Source organism: Deltaproteobacteria bacterium, assembly GCA_029210625.1.
GTDB lineage: Bacteria > Myxococcota > Myxococcia > SLRQ01 > SLRQ01 > JARGFU01.
In genome coordinates, this window is record JARGFU010000035.1 from 909 (window position 1) to 21568 (window position 20660).

20 protein-coding genes are annotated in these 20660 nt (G+C 72.2%); 11 read left to right on the forward strand and 9 right to left on the reverse strand.

All coding sequences use genetic code 11. From position 1 onward, the window contains the following. The 5 genes from P1V51_22530 to P1V51_22550 all read left to right on the forward strand — a co-directional run. On the forward strand, positions 1–337 hold a 337-nt coding region (locus tag P1V51_22530; protein ID MDF1565829.1), incomplete at its 5' end, for a response regulator. 129 nt (positions 338–466) lie between these two features. Then, positions 467–3130 (forward strand): valine--tRNA ligase, encoded by a 2664-nt coding sequence (locus tag P1V51_22535; GenBank protein MDF1565830.1) that lies wholly within the window; start codon positions 467–469, stop codon positions 3128–3130. Next, on the forward strand, positions 3127–3573 hold the full coding sequence (locus P1V51_22540) for a hypothetical protein (protein ID MDF1565831.1): 447 nt from the start codon (positions 3127–3129) through the stop codon (positions 3571–3573). The genes P1V51_22535 and P1V51_22540 overlap by 4 nt, the downstream gene beginning before the upstream one ends. Further along, complete coding sequence (gene nadC / locus P1V51_22545) at positions 3573–4415, forward strand: carboxylating nicotinate-nucleotide diphosphorylase (GenBank protein MDF1565832.1); 843 nt, start codon at positions 3573–3575, stop codon at positions 4413–4415. The genes P1V51_22540 and nadC overlap by 1 nt, the downstream gene beginning before the upstream one ends. Before the next feature lie 32 nt (positions 4416–4447). Further along, complete coding sequence (locus P1V51_22550; GenBank protein MDF1565833.1) at positions 4448–5467, forward strand: biotin--[acetyl-CoA-carboxylase] ligase; 1020 nt, start codon at positions 4448–4450, stop codon at positions 5465–5467. Here the strand turns inward: P1V51_22550 and P1V51_22555 are convergent. Then, a complete protein-coding gene (locus P1V51_22555) occupies positions 5459–6157 on the reverse strand; it encodes a hypothetical protein (protein ID MDF1565834.1) in 699 nt (232 codons plus the stop codon). The two genes, P1V51_22550 and P1V51_22555, sit on opposite strands and share 9 nt — an antisense overlap. Positions 6158–6225: 68 nt before the next feature. Here P1V51_22555 and P1V51_22560 point away from each other — a divergent pair, with 68 nt between their 5' ends. Both P1V51_22560 and P1V51_22565 read left to right on the forward strand, forming a co-directional pair. Beyond that, the gene (locus P1V51_22560) at positions 6226–6999 is read left to right on the forward strand and encodes a type III pantothenate kinase (GenBank protein MDF1565835.1); all 774 of its coding nucleotides are present in this window, start codon (positions 6226–6228) and stop codon (positions 6997–6999) included. A gap of 57 nt (positions 7000–7056) precedes the next feature. Then, positions 7057–8202, forward strand: coding sequence for a hypothetical protein (locus P1V51_22565; GenBank protein MDF1565836.1), 1146 nt, complete (start codon positions 7057–7059; stop codon positions 8200–8202). Positions 8203–8235: 33 nt separating this feature from the next. Here P1V51_22565 and P1V51_22570 read toward each other — a convergent pair whose 3' ends face one another. From P1V51_22570 to ald, 4 genes are all read right to left on the reverse strand, one after another. Beyond that, positions 8236–10038, reverse strand: a complete 1803-nt coding sequence (locus P1V51_22570) for a response regulator (GenBank protein MDF1565837.1) — start codon at positions 10036–10038, stop codon at positions 8236–8238. A 156-nt stretch (positions 10039–10194) separates the two neighbouring features. Further along, positions 10195–11061, reverse strand: coding sequence for a zf-HC2 domain-containing protein (locus P1V51_22575; protein ID MDF1565838.1), 867 nt, complete (start codon positions 11059–11061; stop codon positions 10195–10197). Continuing rightward, complete coding sequence (locus P1V51_22580; protein ID MDF1565839.1) at positions 11054–11725, reverse strand: sigma-70 family RNA polymerase sigma factor; 672 nt, start codon at positions 11723–11725, stop codon at positions 11054–11056. The genes P1V51_22575 and P1V51_22580 overlap by 8 nt, the downstream gene beginning before the upstream one ends. Positions 11726–11815: 90 nt before the next feature. Further along, positions 11816–12928: an alanine dehydrogenase gene (gene ald, locus P1V51_22585; GenBank protein MDF1565840.1), complete on the reverse strand. Its 1113-nt coding sequence runs from the start codon at positions 12926–12928 to the stop codon at positions 11816–11818. A gap of 83 nt (positions 12929–13011) precedes the next feature. Between ald and P1V51_22590 the strand changes: the two genes are divergently transcribed. After that, on the forward strand, positions 13012–13845 hold the full coding sequence (locus P1V51_22590) for an HAD hydrolase family protein (protein MDF1565841.1): 834 nt from the start codon (positions 13012–13014) through the stop codon (positions 13843–13845). Here P1V51_22590 and P1V51_22595 read toward each other — a convergent pair. Next, complete coding sequence (locus P1V51_22595; GenBank protein MDF1565842.1) at positions 13823–14746, reverse strand: DsbA family protein; 924 nt, start codon at positions 14744–14746, stop codon at positions 13823–13825. The two genes, P1V51_22590 and P1V51_22595, sit on opposite strands and share 23 nt — an antisense overlap. 181 nt (positions 14747–14927) lie before the next feature. On the opposite strand from P1V51_22595, the gene P1V51_22600 reads away from it, so the two are divergent. Beyond that, positions 14928–15587 (forward strand): PilZ domain-containing protein, encoded by a 660-nt coding sequence (locus P1V51_22600; protein MDF1565843.1) that lies wholly within the window; start codon positions 14928–14930, stop codon positions 15585–15587. Between the two features lie 22 nt (positions 15588–15609). After that, a complete protein-coding gene (locus P1V51_22605; protein ID MDF1565844.1) occupies positions 15610–16284 on the forward strand; it encodes an alpha/beta hydrolase in 675 nt (224 codons plus the stop codon). 9 nt (positions 16285–16293) lie between these two features. Here the strand turns inward: P1V51_22605 and P1V51_22610 are convergent, their stop codons facing one another. From P1V51_22610 to P1V51_22620, 3 genes are read right to left on the reverse strand one after another with little or no spacing between them, the layout of a single operon-like run. Next, the gene (locus P1V51_22610; GenBank protein ID MDF1565845.1) at positions 16294–17868 is read right to left on the reverse strand and encodes a CAP domain-containing protein; all 1575 of its coding nucleotides are present in this window, start codon (positions 17866–17868) and stop codon (positions 16294–16296) included. Further along, positions 17865–18626: a glutaredoxin family protein gene (locus P1V51_22615; GenBank protein MDF1565846.1), complete on the reverse strand. Its 762-nt coding sequence runs from the start codon at positions 18624–18626 to the stop codon at positions 17865–17867. Before P1V51_22615 ends, P1V51_22610 begins: the two co-directional genes overlap by 4 nt. Then, on the reverse strand, positions 18607–19314 hold the full coding sequence (locus P1V51_22620) for an NAD-binding oxidoreductase (GenBank protein ID MDF1565847.1): 708 nt from the start codon (positions 19312–19314) through the stop codon (positions 18607–18609). Before P1V51_22620 ends, P1V51_22615 begins: the two co-directional genes overlap by 20 nt. Positions 19315–19365: 51 nt before the next feature. Here P1V51_22620 and P1V51_22625 point away from each other — a divergent pair, with 51 nt between their 5' ends. Beyond that, a complete protein-coding gene (locus tag P1V51_22625) occupies positions 19366–20517 on the forward strand; it encodes a hypothetical protein (protein MDF1565848.1) in 1152 nt (383 codons plus the stop codon). Positions 20518–20660 lie beyond the last annotated feature (143 nt).

The following is a 20660-nucleotide window of genomic DNA, read 5'->3' on the forward strand; positions in this document are numbered from 1 at the left end:
CGAGCCGGAGGTCGAGATGGACCTCTCCGAGCCGGAGCCGGAGCCGGAGCCCGAGTTCGATCTGGCCGACGCCGAGCCGGAGGTCGAGATGGACCTCTCCGAGCCGGAGCCGGAGCCGGAGCCCGAGCCGGAGCTCGAGGTCGAGGCGACCCCGGCGCCCGCCCCGGTGGCCCCGGCGGCGGGAGGCACCGACGAGGCGACCCTGCGCGCGGCCCTCTCGGGAGCCAGCCGCGAGCTGATCGAGAAGGTCGTCTGGGAGGTCGTCCCCGAGCTCGCCGAGACCATCATCCGTGAGGAGCTCGAGCGGCTCATCAAGGCCCGCGAGGGCGGCGAGTAGAGCGCGGTCGACCGCATCCGAGGGTCGTCCGGCCTCGCCTCGCGGGGCCGGCGTCCTCATCACCTTCGGGGGAAGACTCCTTTCGTTTCGACGGCGCCTGCCACCATCGTCGGCGCCGCGGGAGATGCCATGAGCACCCTGGACAAGAGCTACGATCCCGCAGCGGTGGAGCGCCGCTGGTACGAGGCCTGGGAGCAGGCCGGCCACTTCGTCGCCGATCCCGAGAGCGGCAAGCCGCCCTTCTCGATCGTCATGCCGCCGCCGAACGTGACCGGCTCCCTGCACATGGGGCACGCCCTGACGGCGACCATCCAGGACATGATGGTCCGCTGGAAGCGGATGAGCGGCTTCGAGGCCCTCTGGCTGCCGGGCACCGACCACGCCGGCATCGCCACCCAGATGGTGGTCGAGCGCGAGCTGCAGCAGAGCGAGGGCAAGAGCCGCCACGATCTCGGCCGCGAGGCCTTCCTCGAGCGGGTCTGGGAGTGGAAGAAGGCCTACGGCTCCCGCATCACCGAGCAGCACAAGGCGCTGGGCACCTCCTGCGACTGGAGCCGTGAGCGCTTCACCATGGACGAGGGGCTCTCCCGGGCGGTGCGCGAGGTCTTCGTGCGCCTCCACGAGGAGGGGCTGATCTACCGGGCGACCCGGCTGATCAACTGGTGCCCCCGCTGCCACACGGCGCTCTCCGACCTCGAGGTGGATCACGAGGAGCAGAAGGGGCACCTCTGGCACCTGGCCTACCCGGTCGAGGGCACCGACCGGAGGCTGGTCGTCGCCACGACCCGGCCCGAGACGATGCTCGGCGACACCGGCGTGGCGGTGCACCCCGAGGACCCGCGCTACAAGGACCTCGTCGGCAAGTCCGTGCGCCTCCCCCTGGTGGATCGGCTGATCCCCATCGTCGGGGACGCGGTCCTCGTCGACATGGAGTTCGGCACCGGCGCGGTGAAGGTGACTCCGGCCCACGACTTCAACGACTTCGAGACCGGCAAGCGCCACGAGCTCGAGGAGATCTCGATCCTCGACATCGACGCGAAGGTGAACGAGAACGGCGGCCCCTATCAGGGGCTGGACCGGAACGAGGCGCGCAAGAAGGTCGTCGAGGACCTCGAGGCCCTCGGGCTGCTCGAGAAGGTCGAGGACTACGAGAACAAGATCGGCGGCTGCCAGCGCTGCCGCACCGTGGTCGAGCCCTACCTCTCCCAGCAGTGGTTCGTGAAGGCGGGCGTGCTCGCCGAGCCCGCCATCGAGGCGGTCGAGCAGAAGAAGACCGTCTTCGTCCCCGAGAGCTGGGAGAAGACCTACTTCCACTGGATGCGGAACATCCAGGACTGGTGCATCTCCCGGCAGCTCTGGTGGGGTCACCGCATCCCCGCCTGGTACTGCGACGAGGGGCACGTCACCGTCGCCCGGGAGGCCCCCGCCGCCTGCGGCGAGTGCGGGGCGACGGCCCTGCGGCAGGACGAGGACGTCCTCGACACCTGGTTCTCCTCGGGGCTCTGGCCCTTCTCCACCCTCGGGTGGCCGGAGCAGAGCGCCGACCTGAAGTTCTTCTACCCGACCTCGCTGATGGAGACGGGCTTCGACATCATCTTCTTCTGGGTCGCCCGGATGATGATGATGGGGATCCACTTCATGGGCGAGGTGCCCTTCGAGACCGTCTACCTCCACGCGATGGTGCGGGACGAGAAGGGCCAGAAGATGTCGAAGACCAAGGGGAACGTCATCGATCCCCTCGAGGTGAGCGAGAAGCACGGCGCCGACGCCCTGCGCTTCACCCTGGCCTCGATGGCCGGTCAGGGCCGCGACATCAAGCTCTCCCTCGACCGGGTCGCCGGCTACCAGGCCTTCGCCAACAAGATCTGGAACGCGGCGCGCTTCGCCCTGATGAACCTCGAGGACTACGAGGCCGACGGGGTGGAGCCGTGGGCGGGCAACCTCCTGCCGGCCGATCGCTGGATCTTGAGCCGCCTGGACCGGGCCGTGGCCGGGACGAAGGACGCCCTGGAGGGCTACCGCTTCGACGAGGCGGCCCGGATCACCTACGGCTTCTTCTGGGGTGAGCTCTGCGACTGGTACATCGAGCTGGCGAAGGCGCCCCTGCGCGGTGACCTCGGGGACGAGGCCAAGAAGACCTCCCAGCGCGTGCTGGTGCACGTGCTCGACGAGGCCCTGCGGCTGCTGCACCCGATGATGCCCTTCGTCACCGAGGAGATCTGGCAGAAGCTTCCCCTCGGCGACGAGCGCCCCGCCTCGATCATGATCGCCAGCTACCCCGAGCCGAACCCCTCCCGGCAGGACGACGCGGGGGAGGCCACCATGGCCCGGCTCATCGAGGCGATCTCGGGGGTCCGCACGATCCGGGGCGAGTCCCGCATCTCCCCCAAGGCCAAGCTGGAGGTCGAGGTCCACGCCCCCGACGCCGAGGCCCGCGCCTCCTTCGAGGAGAACGAGGGCTACTTCCTCGGGCTCTGCGGCGCCAGCCGGTTGACGGTGAAGGAGCCGGGGACCCCGCCCGCGAAGGCCGCGGTGCACGTGGCCACCGACCTCGATGTCTACGTGCCCCTCGAGGGGATCGTCGATCTCGACGAGGAGGCCAACCGGCTGGAGAAGGAGCTGGGCAAGGTCGCCAAGGACCTGAACGGCCTGGAGAAGCGCCTGGGCAACGAGGGCTTCCTCGCCCGGGCCCCCGAGGAGGTGGTCGTCGAGAGCAAGGCGCGGCTGGCCGAGCTCCAGGAGGTCCACGCCCGGATCGAGAGCAACCTGAAGCGGCTGAGAGGTGAGCCATGAGCGGTTCCCGGCAGAGCATCGAGAGCGTGCTGCAGGAGGTGAGGGCCGCCCGGGACGAGGATCTCGCCGGAGAGGCGACCTCCCGGGTGCGGGGGCTCTCCCGGGCCCGCGGCCTGGTCGCCGGGCTGCAGGCGATGGGGCAGGGCAAGCTCCGGGAGGGGATGGCCCACGTGGCGTCGGCGCTCGGCGAGCCCTGGGTCGAGGCGCCGCCCTCCGAGGAGGCGAAGCCCGCGGCGAAGAAGAAGACCGCGAGGAAGACCGCCAAGAAGGCGGTGAAGAAGGTCGCGAAGAAGACCGCCAAGAAGGCGGTGAAGAAGGCCGCCAAGAAGACCGCGAAGAAGGCGACGAAGAAGACCGCCCAGAAGACCGCGAAGAAGGCGACGAAGAAGGCCGCCGGGAAGACCGCGAAGAAGGCGGCGAAGAAGACCGGAAAGGCCCGTTGATGCACCACCCACTCGCCCCCGGGATCGAGGATCTGATCACGCTCGCCCTCGCCGAGGATCTCGGGCCGGGGGACGTCACCACCGAGGCGACGGTGGAGCCCACCCGGGAGGGGAGCGGCACCGTGGTGGCCCGGGAGGCGCTGGTGGTCAGCGGTGTGACCGTGGCGGCCCGCGTCTTCGAGCGGGTGGGTCCGGATCTGTTGATCGACCCGATGGTGAAGGACGGCGACCTCCTGGTCGCCGGCGCGCCGGTGCTGCGGGTGTCGGGGAGGCTGGCGCCGATCTTGAGCGCCGAGCGCCTGGCCCTGAACTTCCTGCAGCGCCTCTCGGGGATCGCGACCCGCACGGCCCACTTCGTGGACGCCCTGGGCGAGGGCCGGACCCGGCTCCTCGACACCCGCAAGACGACCCCCGGGCTGCGCCTGCTGGAGAAGGCGGCGGTCCGCCACGGTGGAGGGCACAACCACCGGATCGGCCTCTTCGACGGAGTGATGATCAAGGACAACCACATCGTGGCGGCCGGCGGGATCACCATCGCCGTCGAGCGCGCCCGGGAGCGGGTCGGCCCGCTGACCCGGATCGAGGTGGAGGTCGAGGACCTGGCGGGCCTCGAGGAGGCGATCACCGCCGGCGCCGAGATGGTGATGCTCGACAACATGGACGACGCCCGGGTCGCCGAGGCGGTCGAGGCGGCCGGGGGGAGGGTCCTCCTGGAGGTCTCCGGGGGGGTGACCCTGGAGCGCCTGCCCCGCCTGGCCCGGGCCGGGGTCGACTACGTCTCGATCGGCAGCATCATCCACGGGGCCCAGGCGGTGGATCTGGCCCTCGACCTGAACGGGTGACCTTCCACCTACCTTTGCGGTAGCTTGTGCCGGTGTCGACCTCGGACGCATCGAGTGAACTGGTCCTCGGGCTGCTCTCCGATGCCCTCGGCGAGTTCCTCTCGGGAGAGGTGCTCTCTGCCAAGCTCGGCCTCGCGCCGACCGAGGTCTATCGCCAGATCGAGTCGCTCCGCGCGCAGGGCTACCGGATCGACTCGCGGGGCCGCGCGGGCTACCGCCTGGTCTCGGTCCCCGATCGCCTCACCCCCCTGGAGATCGAGCCCTTCCTGACCACCCACGACCTGGGGCGCGAGCTCCACCACCGGGCGGTGATCGACTCGACGAACGCCCTGGCCAACATCCTCGCCAGCGAGGGTGCCTTCCACGGCGAGGCGGTGGTGGCCGAGCACCAGAGCGAGGGGAGGGGGAGGCGCGGCCGCACCTGGATCTCGCCCCCCGAGCAGAACATCTACCTCTCGGTGATCCTCCGCCCGGACCTGCCGGCCCTGCGGGCGCCGGAGCTGACCTTCGTCGCGGGGGTCGCCATCGCCGAGAGCCTCCGGACGGCCTTCAACCTGCCGGTCGATCTGAAGTGGCCGAACGACCTGCTGGTGAACGGCCTGAAGCTGGCCGGGATCCTGACCGAGCTCTCCGCGAGCGGCGATCGCATCGGCTACGTGGTCCTGGGGCTGGGGCTGAACGTGAACATGGAGGCCGCCGACTTCCCGGCGGAGATCGCCTCGACGGCGACCTCCCTGCGCATCGAGCTCGGCCAGCCCCTGGACCGACCCCTCCTCTGCGCTGCGCTGCTCTCCAGCCTGGAGGTCTGGTACGACCGCTGGCTCGAAGAGGGCTTCGGGCCGGTGCGCGAGATGTGGCAGGCCCTCTCGGCCACGCTCCAGCGCCCGGTCCGGATCCACCTGGGCGACGACGTGCAGGGCTTCGACGGGGTGGCGGAGGGCATCGACGAGCGCGGCTCGCTCCTGGTGCGGCGCGCCAACGGAGTGCTCGAGCGGGTGGTGGCCGGAGAGGTCGTCCACCTGCGGCCGCTCAAGCACTCCTCGTCAGAGTAGCCCCGAGATCAGCGGGAAGACCCACACCGCCACGCGCCAGCGGCGCTCCTGGCGCCGGAGGTAGTCGGGGACCTCGAGCTCCCGGGCCTCCTGCAGGAGGCGGGCGGCCGCCTCGGCTTCGCCCCTGCGCTGGAGCAGCGCGGCGAGCCGCACCCGCGGCTCCAGGAGGCTCTGGTTGACCTCGGTCGCGCGGCGGAACCAGCGCTCGGCCTGCGCCAGGCCCTCCTCGCCCCCGAGCTTGCGGTGGGCGATCCCCAGGCCGGTCTCGCTCTCGCCCCGGCCCGACTCGGGGGCCTCCTCCAGCCCGGCCTCGTAGGCCGCGATGGCCTCGGGCAGGTGCCCCAGGCGCCGGAGGGTGTGGCCGAGGAGCAGGTAGAGCTTGGGGTCCACCGGCGTGCCGTGTTCGCTGTGGATGCGCACGGCCTCCCGGAAGAAGTGCAAGGCCCGCCGGAGCTGGCGGCCCTCGAAGTGGAGCCGGCCGAGGAGGAAGCGCACCGACGCGTTCCGGGGGTTGGCCAGCTCGGCCCGCCGGGCCCGGTAGAACGCGCGCCGCCGGCCGTAGACCCGGAGCCGCCCCCGCAGCGCCGGGACCAGCACGAAGAGGATGATCAGCCAGCCCCAGAGCGTGAAGAAGAGGAAGCCGAAGATCTGCCAGAGCAGGATCCAGATCCAGTCGAGGAGGGCTTCCATCCCCCGATGACTACCAGCTGGGCTCTGCGTTGACAGCCGTCCGGTGAGGGCCGTAAGAGTCCCGGACGATGCTACTGGCCATCGATGTGGGAAATACGAACACCGTCCTGGGCGTCTTCGACGGTGACACCTTGAGTCAGCACTGGCGGATGGAGACCCGCAAGCACCGGCCGGCCGACGAGTACGGCGTGCTGGTGCGGCTCCTCCTCTCCGAGGCCGGCCTCTCCCTGGGCGAGTTCGAGGGCTCGGCGGTCTCGACCGTCGTGCCACCCCTCCACCAGACCTGGGACGCCGCCCTCCGGGGGCTCTTCCCCCACGAGCCCCTCTTCGTGGGCCCGGGGGTGCGCTCGGGGATGCCGATCCTCTACGACAACCCCCGCGAGGTCGGCGCCGACCGGATCGTGAACGCGGTCGCGGCCTACGAGCAGTACCACTGCGGGCTGGTCATCGTGGACTTCGGCACGGCGACCACCTTCGACTGCGTGACGCCCCGGGGAGAGTACCTCGGCGGGGCCATCGCGCCGGGCATCGGGATCTCCATGGACGCGCTCTTCCACCACGCGGCCAAGCTGCCGAGGGTCGAGCTGGCCACTCCGGAGCGGGTGGTGGGGCGGAACACCGTCGCCTCCATGCAGTCGGGGCTCCTCTTCGGCTATGTGGCCCTGGTCGACGGGGTGGTCGCCCGGATGCGGGGAGAGCTGGAGTTCCCCTGCAAGGTGATCGCCACCGGCGGGCTGGCCCCCCTCATCGCCCGCGAGAGCAAGGCCATCGAGTCGGTGGACGAGATGCTCACCCTCGAGGGGTTGCGGATCATCCACCAGCGCAACCAGAGCGCGGGCTGATCCTCCCGCCGCGCGCCGCGTGCACCCCGTGGCGCTTCGCGGGTAGGATGGCCCTTGATGAGCGACAACCTCCCGCCGACCGATCCCGCCGTCTGCCCCATCGACCCCGAGAGCCTGGCGCCCGCCTCGCGGAAGTTCGTGGCCGGGGAGACCCCCAAGAAGATGAAGATGATGGCGGCCAAGGGGATCATCCCCATGCCGCCCTCGGACATGGTGCAGGTCCTCTTCATGCTGACCTTCGACGCCGACGAGGAGGTCCAGGAGACCGCCCGGGCCGCGACCGCGGGCCTCTCCGAGAAGATCCTGACGCCGGTGCTGCGCGGGGACCTGCCGGCCTCGGTGCTCGACTTCCTCGCCGACTCGTTGATCGAGCAGGAGCAGCACCTCGAGCAGATCCTCCTCAACCCGGCGGCGACCGACGCGACCTTCGTGCGGCTCGCCGCCCAGGTGAAGGGGAAGTCCCTGAACCTCATCGCCCAGAACCAGCTGCGGCTGTTGCGGGAGCCGGACATCATCCGGGGCCTGGCCAGGAACCCGGAGGCGAGCCAGGCCACCCTCGACTCGGTCTTCGACTTCGCCGTGCGCTCGGGGCTCAACCTCCCGGACGTGCAGGCCTTCCAGGAGGCGCGCCGGAGGATCCTGGGTGACGCGGCGGTCGACGCGGAGACCGAGCCCGATCCCGAGGAGACCGCCGAGGGCCTGATCGCCGCGCACGCAGATGCTCTCGCCGAGGAGCACGACGCGGAGGCCCCCCCGCCGGAAGAGACGGAGGGCGATGAGCAGCGGGAGACCATCACCCAGAAGATCATGCGGATGACGGTCTCGGAGAAGATCAAGATGGCGATGCTGGGCAACAAGGAGGCCCGGACCATCCTGCTGCGCGACTCGAACAAGCTCGTGCAGGAGGCGGTCGTGCAGAGCCCGCGGATCACCGAGGGTGAGATCATCGCGCTGACCAACTCCCGGACCATCCCCGACGCGGTCCTGCGCTACATCCTCTCCAAGCGTGATCTGATGGCCATCTACGCGGTGAAGGTGAACCTGGTGAGCAACCCGAAGTTGCAGCTGGCGCTCGCCTTGCGGATGTTGCCGCAGCTGAAGCCGCCCGACATCCGGGCGCTCTCCCGGAACCGCAACGTCCCCCAGGCCCTGCGCAACGCGGCCAAGAAGCTGATGGAGAAGAAGTCCTCCTCAGCGGGGTAGGGGCACCCCGCAGGCGAGGCCCTTCCCGCGGGGCTACATCTCGAGGCTGTCCAGGGCGAGGTCCTCGACGTCTTCCAGCTCGTCGTCCTCGAACTCCTCGAGCTCGTCCATGCCGTCGTCGCCGCCGAGGTCCGCGACCTCGCCGAGGCCCTCGTCGTCGTCCACGACCGAGGCCGGAGCCTCGTCGAGGAGGGAGAGGCCGACCTCGAGGGCCTTGCGGATGCGCTCGCGGAGCTGCTCCTCGCCCTTGAGGTTCTGGTAGGCCTTCAGCAGCCGGTCCTCGTGCTTCCTGTTCTCGCTCTCGAGGGTCTGGACCTTCTCCTCCAGCTCCTCGATCTGAGCGGCCGCGGCCTGGGCCTCGGCCAGCTCGGACTCCAGCTCGCCGATGCGGCCGCGGGCGTCGGAGGCCTCGCTGGAGGCCTCGGCGACGCGCTGCCCCAGCTCGGCCACCTGGCCCTCGAGCGCAGCGGACTGGCTCCGGGCCTCCTCGAGGGAAGCCTCCAGCTCGCTCACCCGGCGGGCCGCGTCCTGGGCGGCCACGAGCTCGCCCTGGAGCTCCTCCATGCGGGCGCCCTGCTCGTCGGCCTTCTCCTCGAAGGTCTTGGCGTTGGCCTCGGCGGTCATGGCCCGCTCCTCGAGGTCCACGGCCTTCAGCTCGAGCTCGTTCTCCTTCTCCTGCCAGTCGAGGGCGGCCTTCTCCTTCTCGTTGAGCTCCTCCTTCAGGGAGAGGATCTCCTTGTCCTTGGCGGTCAGCTCGCCCTTGAGCCGGATGACGTCCTTGTTGGAGGCAGCGCCGCCGCCACTCTTGAAGGCCTCGAGCTCGTTGGTCTTCGCCCGCAGCTCGTCCTGCACGCTCGAGAGCTTGCCGGCGGCCTCGTCGCGCTCCTTGCGGAGCTTGGCGAGCTCCTCCTCGAGTCCAGCCACCTTGACCGCAGCGCCGGCGCCGCCGGTCTCGCGCGGGGGAGGGGCCTCCATCTCCAGCTCGGGGAGCCCGTCGATCTCCTCTTCTTCCTCCTCCTCGAACTCGGACCCGAAGTCGGGGTCGAAGTCGGGCTCGGCCTCCGCCTCGGGCTCCAGGTCCTCGACCTCGTCGAGGACGTCGAGGAGCTCGTCCTCGGCCCCGGCCTCGGCGGCGAAGTCCTCGAGCTCCTCGAGGCCGTCGGAGTCCAGATCGTCGCCCAGGTCCTCCAGGGACTCCAGAGCGTCGAGCTCGTCGTCCTCCTCGGCCTCTCCGAGCAGGTCGAGGGCCTCGTCCTCCTCGTCCTCCTCGTCCATCGCGCCCAGGGCGTCGATGGCCAGATCCGCGGACTCGGCATCGTCGGCCGAGGAGTCATCCCCCATCTCCAGGGCGTCCAGGGCGATGTCCTCGATGCCGTCTCCGCCGCCTCCCCCGTCGACCTCCAGGCCCTCGAGGGCCTCGTCGAGGAGGTCGATCTCGTCGTCGAGGGTGGCGTCACCCTCGCCCAGGCCGATCAGCCCGTTGACCTTCTCGACCACCTCTTCCGCCTCGCAGGGCTTGATGACGTACTCCTCGGCCCTCGTCTTGAGCTTCTTGTGCTGCTCGAAGGTCTTGGGGGTCGCCTCGCTCGAGGTGATGATCAGCGGGATGTCCTTGAGATCCGCGCTCTTCTTGAGCTTGTTGCAGACTGCGTAGCCGCTCATCTTCGGCAGCTCGACGCAGAGCACGATGGCATCGAAGCCGCCGTCGGAGGCGATGCCCGGCGCGGCCTTCCCGTCGGCGGTCTGCTCGACGGTCGCACCACGGGCTTCGAAAGCCGACTTCAGCTGACCGGCGAACTCGTCGTCGGCCTCGATGAGGAGGATCTTCTTCGGCATCACGACTCCGTTTCGCGGCGGGGGATCTGCCGCAAAAACACAGGAAATACGGGAGACTGGGGTCCGAAGCCGGAGTCTAACCGCGCACTCCGAGGCGGGTCAACGATTCGACCTCCCCCGCCATGGGGCCGGGAGAGGGTCCAAACCCGCGAAAGATCAGCGGCTGCCGGCGTCGACGAGGCGCAGCAGGGTCGACTCGTCGAGGTCGGAGACCAGGGAGTAGACGATGCCCTGATCCCGCCACATCACCACGTTGTAGCCCCGCCGGTTCACCAGGACGACCTCGTGGTCACCCACCCGGCGCACCCTCTCCCGGGCCACCGGGAGGTGGGGGTGCTCGCCCTCGGCGAAGAGGAAGAGCCCCGCCCGGCCACCGCCGGGCTCCTGGTAGGCGAGGTAGACCGCCGGGCGGTCCAGGACGTGCGAGAGGCGGGCCCCGACGGGCTGCAGCGCGGAGCGGAAGTGCGGCACGCGGGGGTTGAAGTCGACCTTGCCGCGGGCCCAGCCCCGCACCTGGGCGGGATCCGGGGTGTCGAGCTCGAGGGGGAGGGCGCGGGCGTGGCGCGTGACGGCGTCCTCGACCAGGTCCTCCTCCGAGCTCGAGCTGGCGCCGAAGCCACCCCCGGCCACCCAGACGAAGAGGGCCAGGGCGGCCGCGGAGGCCATCACCGGAAGCCGCCGGGTCCAGCGGGCCTGGGCGAGGGGGACGACCTTCGAGTCACGGCCGGGCGGGGGCCCGAAGAGGCGCTCGTCCTCGGCCGTGGGAGGGAGGTCGAAGTCGACGGAGTCGAGGGCCGCGGCGACGCGCTCCCCGAGGGAGGCGGGGGCCTTCACCTCGGAGGCGGCCGAGAGGAGGCGGGCGGAGACCTGGGCGCGCTCCTCGAGGTGGTGGCGGCAGACCTCGCAGTCCTCGAGGTGGGCCTCGAGCTCGCGCTGCTCCTCGGCGCCGAGCTCACCGTCGAGGAAGAGCTCGATGAGCTCCTGCTCGTCGCGGCAGCCGAGCTGGAAGGTCGCCTCAACCATGGCGGCCTCCCCGGTAGTCGGCGAGGGGGGTCACCGAGGCGCCCTCGCTCTCGGCGGCGGGCTCGCGGGCCACGATGCCCTGCTCCTGGGCGTAGGCGCGCAGCCGCTTCTGCAGCAGGCGGCGGCCCCGGAAGAGGCGGCTCATCACCGTGCCCACGGGACAGCCGACGATCTCGGCGATCTCCTTGTAGGCGAAGTCCTGGAGGTCCGCGAGGATGACCACCATCCGGAAGTCGATGGGGACCTCGTCGAGGGCGTGGAGGACCTCGGCCGAGACCATCTGGTCGAGGATGGCCTTCTCGGGGTCCCGCGAGCTGCTGCTCACCTTCGCCGAGATGCTCCGGGCTCGCACCGTGGCCTGCTCGGCGCCCTCGACGGCGTTGCGCTCCCGGCCCTTGCGCCGGTAGGCGTTGATGAAGGTGTTGGTGAGGATCTTGAAGAGCCAGGCCTTGATGTTGGTGCCCTGCTCGAAGCGGTCGAAGAAGCGGTAGGCCCGGACCAGGGCGTCCTGGACCAGATCCTGGGCGTCACCCTCGTCCCGGGTCAGCCGCAGCGCCGCGCCGTAGAGGGCGTCGAGGTGGGGCAGGGCCTGGGCCTCGAAGGCCGCCCGGGTCTGGGGGTCCCAGGCGCGATCCTCTCCCCTGCGCTTGCCGCTCTTTGCCATGACGTGAAGGGTCCTCCGGAAGGGCCGTACAGCTGCACTTTCCCACGAAAACCCCCCATCCGAGGAGGTATTCCCCCAAAATCGGCCCCGCTAGATCAGGTCGGAGAGGGGGGTGTAGGGAAGCTCCAGGCTCTCGGCCACGGCGGCGTGGGTGACCTTGCCGGCCAGGGTGTTGACCCCCAGGGCCAGGGCCGGGTCGGCGGCGCAGGCGGCCTCCAACCCATGCCTCGCCAGGATCCGGGCGTAGGGGATGGTGGTGTTGGTCAGGGCCAGGGTGGAGGTGTGGGGCACCGCCCCCGGCATGTTGGCCACGCAGTAGTGGACGACCCCGTCGACCCCGTAGGTGGGCTCGGCGTGGGTGGTCGGCCGGCAGGTCTCGATGCAGCCGCCCTGATCCACGGCCACGTCCACGATCGCGGTGCCGCTGCCCATCTGGGCGATCAGCTCCCGGGTCACCAGCCGGGGAGCCCGGGCCCCGGCGACGAGCACCGCGCCGATCACCAGGTCGGCCTGGCGGACGAACTGCTCGATGTTGTGGGGATCGGAGTAGAGGGTCTGCAGCCGGCCGCCGAAGATGTCGTCGAGGTACTCGAGGCGGTCGAGGTCGATGTCGAGGAGGGCGACCTCTGCGCCCATCCCGACGGCGATCTTCGCGGCGTTGGTGCCCACCACGCCCCCGCCGAGGATCACCACCCGGCCGCGCCGCACGCCGGGGACCCCTCCCAGGAGGACTCCCCGGCCCCCCCAGGCGCGCTCGAGGCACATGGCGCCCACCTGCACCGACATCTTGCCGGCGACCTCGCTCATCGGCTTGAGGAGGGGCAGGGCGCCCGAGGGCAGCTGGATCGTCTCGTAGGCCACCGCCTTCACCTCGCGCTCGAGGAGCACGCCGGCGAGCGCGGGGACCGCGGCGAGGTGGAGGAAGGTGTAGAGGATCTGCCCGCGCTGCATCCGCTCGTACTCGACCGCGATGGGCTCCTTCACCTTCACGATCATCTCGGCTGCCTTCCAGACGGCGTCGGCGTCCTCGAGGAGGCGCGCGCCCGCGCTCTCGTAGGCGCTGTCCGAGATGCCGCTGCCCTCGCCGGCCCCCCGCTGGACCACCACCTCGTGGCCGTCGGCGACGAGCAGCCGCACCCCGGCCGGGACGAGGCCCACCCGGAACTCCTGCACCTTGGTCTCCGTGGGAACTCCGATGATCACGGCACACCTCCTCGAGCGCTGGGGCCCGCTGGCCCCGCTGTGCACGTTGACGCGACGCTGCGGGTGACCCCAACCTAGGAACGATGAGCGCCGGGCGCCGCCGAGAACCGAGACCCCTCGCCGAGGCCCCCCGCGCCCGGCTGGCCCGGGTCCGGGGGATCTGCTTCGACATCGACGACACCTTCTCCACCGAGGGGAAGATCCGCCCGGTGGCCTACGCGGCGCTCTGGCGCGCCCACCGGGCGGGCTTAGGGCTCGCCGCGGTCACCGGGCGCCCGGCCGGGTGGTGCGATCACCTCGCCCGGATGTGGCCGATCGACGCGGTCGTGGGAGAGAACGGGGCCTTCTACTTCGCCCACGACGCCCAGGCGCGCCGCCTCGTCCGTCGCTACGTGCAGAGCGAGGCCGAGCGGGCCGAGGGGCGGGTGCGGCTGGAGCGGGCGCGGGAGGCGGTGCTGGCGGCCGTCCCCGGGGCCCGGATCTCGGCGGACCAGCCCTTCCGGATCGCCGATCTGGCGGTCGACTTCGCCGAGGACGTGGGGCCCCTCCCCGACGCCGACATCGACCGCATCGTCGAGGTGCTCGAGGCGCACGGCGCCACCTGCAAGGTCTCCTCGATCCACGTGAACGCCTACTTCGGCCGCTACGACAAGCGCGGGATGCTCCTGGAGCTCGCCCGCGAGCGCTGGGGGCTCTCGGCCGACGCGGCGGCCCGGAGCCTGGCCTACGTGGGGGACTCCCCCAACGACGAGCCGCTCTTCGCCGCCTTCGAGCTCTCGGTGGGGGTCGCCAACGTCCGGCCGATGCTCCCCCGGATGGCGCACCCGCCCCGCTACGTGACGCGCGGCAAGGGAGGGGCGGGCTTCGCCGAGCTGGTCCGGGCGATCCTCGCGGCTAGGGCGCCGAATAGAGGCTGACCCGGCCGATCTTCTGGCGGACGAGGTTGCCGCCGGCGCACTGCCGGTCGAGGAAGTCGGCGGCGTCGCCCGGCTCGATGTCCAGGAGGGTGGCGAACTCGGCCACCGTGATCGAGCCGCGGGCCGAGGCCAGCGACCGGGCGTAGGCGCTGCGGTTCTCGACGTCGGCGGGATCCGCGAGGAGGGGGAGGGCGTCGTCGTAGGCCTCGGAGAGGGCCGCGACCAGCGCCTGGAAGGGCCGGGAGCCCCTCACGGTGACCACGCCGCCCCCGCCGCTGAAGTGGTAGGTCGGGCAGCTCACGCCCCCCAGCGCCGCCGCCCGGTCGAGGTCGGCCTTGAAGAGGGCGCCGGCCGCCCCGCTCTCGAGGTCGCGGGCGAGGCGATCGACGTCCAGGTCGCAGGCGCCCGCCAGCTCCAGGAGCTCCGTGGCGTCCGCCAGGTCCTTGCGGTGGCAGATCACCGCCTCCCGGCACCGGCGCAGGTAGAGCTCGCCCCCCACCGGGTCGGCCGCGAGGGCGGCGGCGATGGCCGCGCAGGCGGGCCAGGAGGTCATCGGCGGCGCCTCCAGCCAGCGGTCCGCGTCGAGGGGCATCCGGGTCAGGTGGGCGATCTCCTCCCACTGCATGGCCATCCGGTGCGGATCCGAGAGCCCGCCCCCGAGGCGCTCCCCGGAAGCCGTGTCCCGGATCAGACCCACCATCCGGAAGCGCACCTGGAGGAAGCTGCCGAAGGTCTCGCAGAGCTTCACCCAGTCGGGCTGGTTGCCCCAGCACCAGGCGGAGAAGGGATCGGTGAAGACCTCGACCAGCACGGGGGCCTCGTCGTGCTCCGGGGAGGCCTCCAGCACGGCCGCCACGGAGATCGCCGGGTGATGCCTGGATGCGTCGATGCTCGAGCTCAAGTGGTGCTTCCTCTGCGCTTCTGGCTCCCGCCGATCTCCCGCCGCCCGGGGCGGCGAGAACCGCAAGGGTAGCACAGACGCCGGGGGTGAAACCCGCGAGGGGCGCTGGCCCGCCCGCTTCGCGCTGACTATCATGGGAGGACGTGCGCCGGAGGCAGCACCGGGCACGAGAGAGCGGCGGATGAGACAGATCGACTGGAAGACGGATCGTCAGACCCTCCGGGATTGCGCCCGGGAGAACGGCAACGGCAGCGGGGCCGTCTTCGTGCCGGTCGACGATCCCCCCTCGGCCGGGATGACGATCCGGGTGACCGTCGCCTTCGAGGGCTACGCCCGCGAGTTCTCCTTCATCGGGTTGTGCACCTCGGTGCGGCGAAAGGGGCGGGGCGCGGATCTGCCGACCGGGGTCACCGTGGAGGTCCCCCGGGAGCACCTCGCCGGGCTCCAGAAGGCCCTCGCCTTCGCGCGTGGAGAGGACGTGCCCTTCCACGAGCGCAGCCACCGGCGGACCAACACCGAGCTCCCGGCGAGGATCGAGGGCTCCCGCGGGGAGGCCGAGGTCGAGGTCCTCGACCTGAGCCTGGGCGGCGCGCGCATCGCCATGGAGGGTGAGCTCCCGGCGATGGGGGAGGAGGTCTTCCTCACCATCGAGCCGGACAGCGGCTTCTTCCCCCTGAAGGTGAGGGGGCAGGTCATGTGGCTCTCCTACTTCAAGGACTCGCGCAGCCTGGGCTTCAAGTTCATCGGCGGGGGCTTCGGCTGGAAGCGGAAGCTCGCCGCCCTCGTGGAGCGGGTCGAGGCCGAGGCCGCCTCTGCCAAGCGCGGCGGGGAAGCCCGCTAGGCGGACCGCCGCCTCCCTGCCGATGGTCCTGAAGGGTCAGTACCTCGAGCGGCCCGTGCTCATCCGGGTGGGGGAGCTCTGCCTGGAGGGGCTCTACCACCGCGGTGATCACGTTCGGCCGGTCCTGATCCTCCCGCCGCACCCCCAGCTCGGGGGCTCGATGGACAGCCCGGTCGTCGCCGAGCTGGCCTGGGCCCTGACCCGGGCGGGCCACCCCACCCTGAGGATGAACTACCGCGGGGTCGGCGCCTCCCAGGGCGAGTGGGAGGGGGGGGAGCACGACGTGGGGGACCTGCGCCAGGCGGTCGAGCACCTGGCGGAGACCACCGGAGCGGCTCCCGAGGGAGGCGTGGCCCTGGTGGGCTACTCCTACGGCGCCGATCTCACCCTGAGGGCGCTGGCCGGCGGCCTGCGAGCCGCCGCGGTGATCCTGATCGCGCCGCCGGTGACCCTCCTCGATCCCTCCGAGCACCTCCGCGTCCTGCCGGAGACCTTCGCGCGCACCGGGGAGCTGGTCACCTTCTGCGGTGACGAGGACGAGGTCGCGCCCCCCGCGCGGGTGGCGGAGGTCTTCGGCCTGCTGGGCGAGCGGCACCGGGAGGAGCGGATCCCCGGCGCCGACCACGTCTTCCGGGTGGGGCTGCAGAGCCTGGGGCAGCAGGTGGCGCAGGCCGCCGGCAAGCCGGTCCGCCGCTAGGGGGCGCCCCTAGTTCACGCAGAGCAGGACGACCCAGGCCTGCTCCAGGCCCTCGCGCAGGCCGACCGCGGCCCCCAGGCCCAGCTCCCGGCAGTCGGGGTGGAGCGCCGCCGGCGCGGTGGCCGCCCGCAAGACCTCGGGGGCGACCACCACGTCCACGAACGCGCCCCGCGGCCGGGGCTCCCGGTCCCGCAGCAGCTCCGTGGCCCTGGCGGTGGCCCCGGGGTCGCGGGTCCTGCCCGCCGCGGCCAGCTGACCGGCCAGGGTCTGGGCGACCTCGTCCAGCTCGGGATCGCGCCGGGCGGGGCCGAGGCTCGCCGCCCGCCGCTCCTCGCGGATCGCCTGGTAGAGCTCGAGGAGCGCGCGCTGGCGATCCAGCTCCCGGGCCAGAGGGGTGGCCAGGGGGGGCGGGCGCGAGCCCGTGAGGAGGACGGCCAGGTACACCCCGTCGCCGGTCTCCTCGGTGCCGATGCCCACCTTGTCGGCGCGGGTCTCGAGGAGGGCACCCCGGTGGGCCGGGCTGGCGAGCAGGCTCTCGAAGGCCAGGCGCACGCTCGGCCCGAGGGCCACGTCCTCGGCCAGGAAGCGGTGGCGGAAGCCCGCGCTCTCCAGGAGGGTCCGGGCGTTGGGGCCGCGCTCGGGCTCGTGGACCACCCGGCGCTCGGCGGCCATGGTCCGGGCCCGGGTCAGGGCGGCCGCGTCCAGAGTGGCGTCCCGGCGCAGGGGCTCGAGCCCCTCGGCCTGGCGCAGCCGGGCGAGGAGCAGGTGGGCCTGATCGGTCGGGGGCCGGTCGTCGCCCTCCCCGGGGCCCGGGGCGCCGGTGGTCGCCACGCGTGCGGGCGCCTCGGGCTCCGGGACCTCCACCCAGAGGGGAGCGAGGAGGCCCACCTCCGGGCCGTGGCCGCGATCGACGATGAGCTGGAAGCGATACTCCCCCGCCTCGCTCAGGGCGGGGAGGCGCAGATCGAAGCTCCCCGGGGAGGCGGGGAGGGAGAGCTTCACGGGGCGGGTCTCCCCCCCCGGGGTCTGGAGCAGCGCCTCCCTCAACCTCACGTCCTTCGCCAGCAGGCCCTCCACCCGGGGCCGGCTGCCCCGGCCGGGCCGGCGGGGGAAGGGCGCGGGCAGCACCACCCCCTCGATCGAGAGGAGCACCCCCACGGCGCCGTCGGGGAGGGGGGCGAGGCCGAGGCCGATGCGGTGCCCCTCCGGGATCCGCCCGGCCGCCTTCTCGAGCTCGTCCAGGACCACGACGTAGCGGGCGTCCTGGACCAGGATGGCGTGCACCCGGGGATCGGGCACCCCCTGCCGCAGGGCGAGGAAGGGTGCCCAGCGGGCCAGGAGGTCCCGCTCGGCCCCCTCCAGGGTGCCGCCGGCGGAGGCGACGCGCCGGGCGAGCAGGCGGGCGGCGTCACAGAGCGCCCCGTCCACGGGCCGGGGCCAGGCGGCCGGATCGCAGAGCAGGCGGGTGGGGACCCGCTGCCCGTAGCTGGTCGCGGCCGGCAGCTCCAGGGGCGCCGCGGCCAAACTCGCGGGCCGGAGGGCGAGCAGGCCCAGGAGGGCGAGGGTCCGGGCGCGCGCCCTCACTCGGCCTCCGGGGGCGCCTTCGCCTCCGCAGCGGCGGGGACGAGGGCGATCCCGACCTGCGCCAGGCGCGCCTGGATCGCCTGGGGTTTGAAGCCCACGATGAGCTCTCCGTGGATGTCGGTCACCGGGATTCCCCGGGAGCTCTGGCCGGCGGCCTTCAGCTTGGCGGCCAGCTCCGCGGCGGCGCTGGGATCCTCGTCGATGTCCCGCTCGGTGTACGCCACCGAGTTCTCCTTCAGGAAGGCCTTCACCTTCTTGCAGAAGCCACACCAGACGGCGGAGTAGACCAGCACCTGCTGGTGCTTCAGGAGCGCGGCGCCATCGAGGGGCCGGTCGCCGCCGAGCTCCCGGAGGTCGACCCTCGAGTAGGTGGGCTCGTCGCCGCTGAAGTCGGCGACGGTCACCTCGTCGGCGAGGGCGACCTTCGCGCCGCCCCCCAGCTGGCTCAAGACGACGCGCTCCCGGGCGAAGGGCGGGACCTCCTCGATCGACGAGGCGAGGTGGGGGCGCCCCCGGGCGTCGTACCAGGTCAGCACCGGGCTATCCGGGAGATCCGCCGCCCGCACCGGCGCGGGCTCGGCCGGCGCGGCCTCTGGCGCCGTGGGCCCCTCGCCGGAGGAGGCCCCCGCGGCCGGGCCGGGGGAGCCCTCCTGGAGGTCCTTGCGGGGGTCCTCACAGGCGGGGCCGGCGAGGGCGCCCAGGGCGAGGAGGAGCAGCAGCGCGGGGAGCGCCCGGCGGTCAGTAGTTCGTGCGCACACGATCGGCCTCGAAGCCCGACGCGAGGAGGAGGCGGCGCAGGTCGTCCTGCATCGCGCGTGGGCCGCAGAGAAAGGCCGAGCTCGCCCCGGGGTCGAGGTCGAGGCCGGCGAGGTGGTCCTGGACGTGTCCGCGGGCGCCCTCCCAGCCCGGGGCCTCCCGCGAGACCACGACCAGCAGGCGGATCCCCGCGGCGCGCCAGCCCTCGTGCTCCTCGGGGTAGGCGAGGGCGGCGGGGCCGCTCACCCCGTGCAGGAGGGTCACGGGGCCGAAGGCGGCGGGGGCGGCGAGGACCTCCCGGAGCACCGAGCGAAGGGCGGAGATGCCCGAGCCGCCCGCCACCAGCAGCAGGGGGCGGCCGGCCTGCTCGGCGAGTCCGAAGCCCGCGCCCTCGGCGCCGCTCACCTCCACCGCGCTGCCACCGCCGCCGAGGTGCGCCAGGATCTCGTCCACCGCGCCGCCGCCGGGCTGGAGGAGCAGCTCCCAGGGGCTGCCGTCGGTGGGCGCCGAGGCCAGCGCCAGGTAGGCCACCGCCTCGCCGCCGGGGCAGCGGACGCGCAGGTACTGCCCGGGCCGCTGGTAGGTCCCGGTGAGGCCGGCCGCCGCCGCGTCCAGCTTCAGGCCCCAGCCCGAAGTGCCGCGATCCTGCCGCTCGAGGACCTCCACGGTGGTGAATTCCACATCGCTCATGGCGTGGTAGCCTAGCCCGCGATGTGCAGCCGGAAAAGAGCGCTCTCCCCGATGATCATCCCTCTGCTGCTGACCTCCCTGGCCTGCGGCCCCTCGCCCTCCACCTCCGATGGCGGTGACGCCGGATCGCCCGACGGCGGCGGCGAGGGCCCCCGCTTCGTCCAGGCTCCCCGGGTGCAGAGCACCGAGGCGCGGGCGCTGGTCCTCGCGTGGGAGACCGACGTGCCCACCCACGCCGAGGTCGCCTGGCTCGGGGGTGGGGACACGGGGGTGACGACCGCCGGAGACTTCCTCACGGCCCGCACGATCCGGGTCGAGGGCCTCCCGCCCGGGCGCAGCCTGCGCCTCCAGGTGGTCGCCTACGACCAGGGGAACCGGGCCGTCGGCGCCGCCCTGGAGGCGCGGACCGGCCTGCTGCGTACCAGCCCCGCCCGGGTCCTCTTCGACGCTGCCCACGGCCAGCGGGCGGGCAACGCCGACTGGATCGTCGACACCTCGGGGCGGGATCCCACCCCGGCGAACCCCTCGGTGGAGGACGACTGGAACGGGGCCTACTCGGCCTTCGGCGTCGACCTCGTGAGGACCGGCCGCTTCGTCGTCGAGATCCTCACCGACGGGGAGAGCTTCGGCCAGGGCGGGGTCGCCCTCGCGGGCTACGATCTGGTGGTCATCCCCGAGCCCAACAACCGCCTCGGTGGCACCGAGATCGACGCCCTCGACGCCTACCTCCGGGGAGGGGGGGGGCTGCTGCTGATCGGCAACCATGGCGGCTCCGACCGGGACAACGACGGCTGGGACGCGGTGGACGTGCTGAACGAGGCCCTGCAGGGCAAGGCCTGGGGCGCGGCCCTGATCGGTGACCGCCTCTCCGGGGCCGCCCGGGCGACCCCCGACGACGCCCTCACCGACGGCCCCTTCGGGACGGCGGACGCGCTCGGCGCCTTCGCCGGCAGTAGCGTTCGCCTCGAGGCGGGCCTCGACACCGACCTGCGGGTCGTGGCCTCGGTCCCGGGGAGGGCCACCCTGGCCTTGGCCGGGAGGGTGGGGCAGGGGCGGCTGCTCCTCCACGGGGACTCCTCCGCGGCGGACGACGGCACCGATAGCGGTGGAAACACCAATATTTACGATGCCTGGCACGACCCGGAGCAGACCAACGCGGCCTTCTTCCTGAACGCCGCCTCCTGGCTCGCCGGCGAGTACTGACCCACTCCTCCCCGGGGGCTCGTATGTAAGGCGGGTCACGGTGCCGGGGTGACCGAATCTGTTAGGGTCTCGACCTCGGCCCCGGGTGGAGATCGGACCGGCTCCCGGGCCAGAGCCATGTGATGTTGCAACTGGAGGCGTAG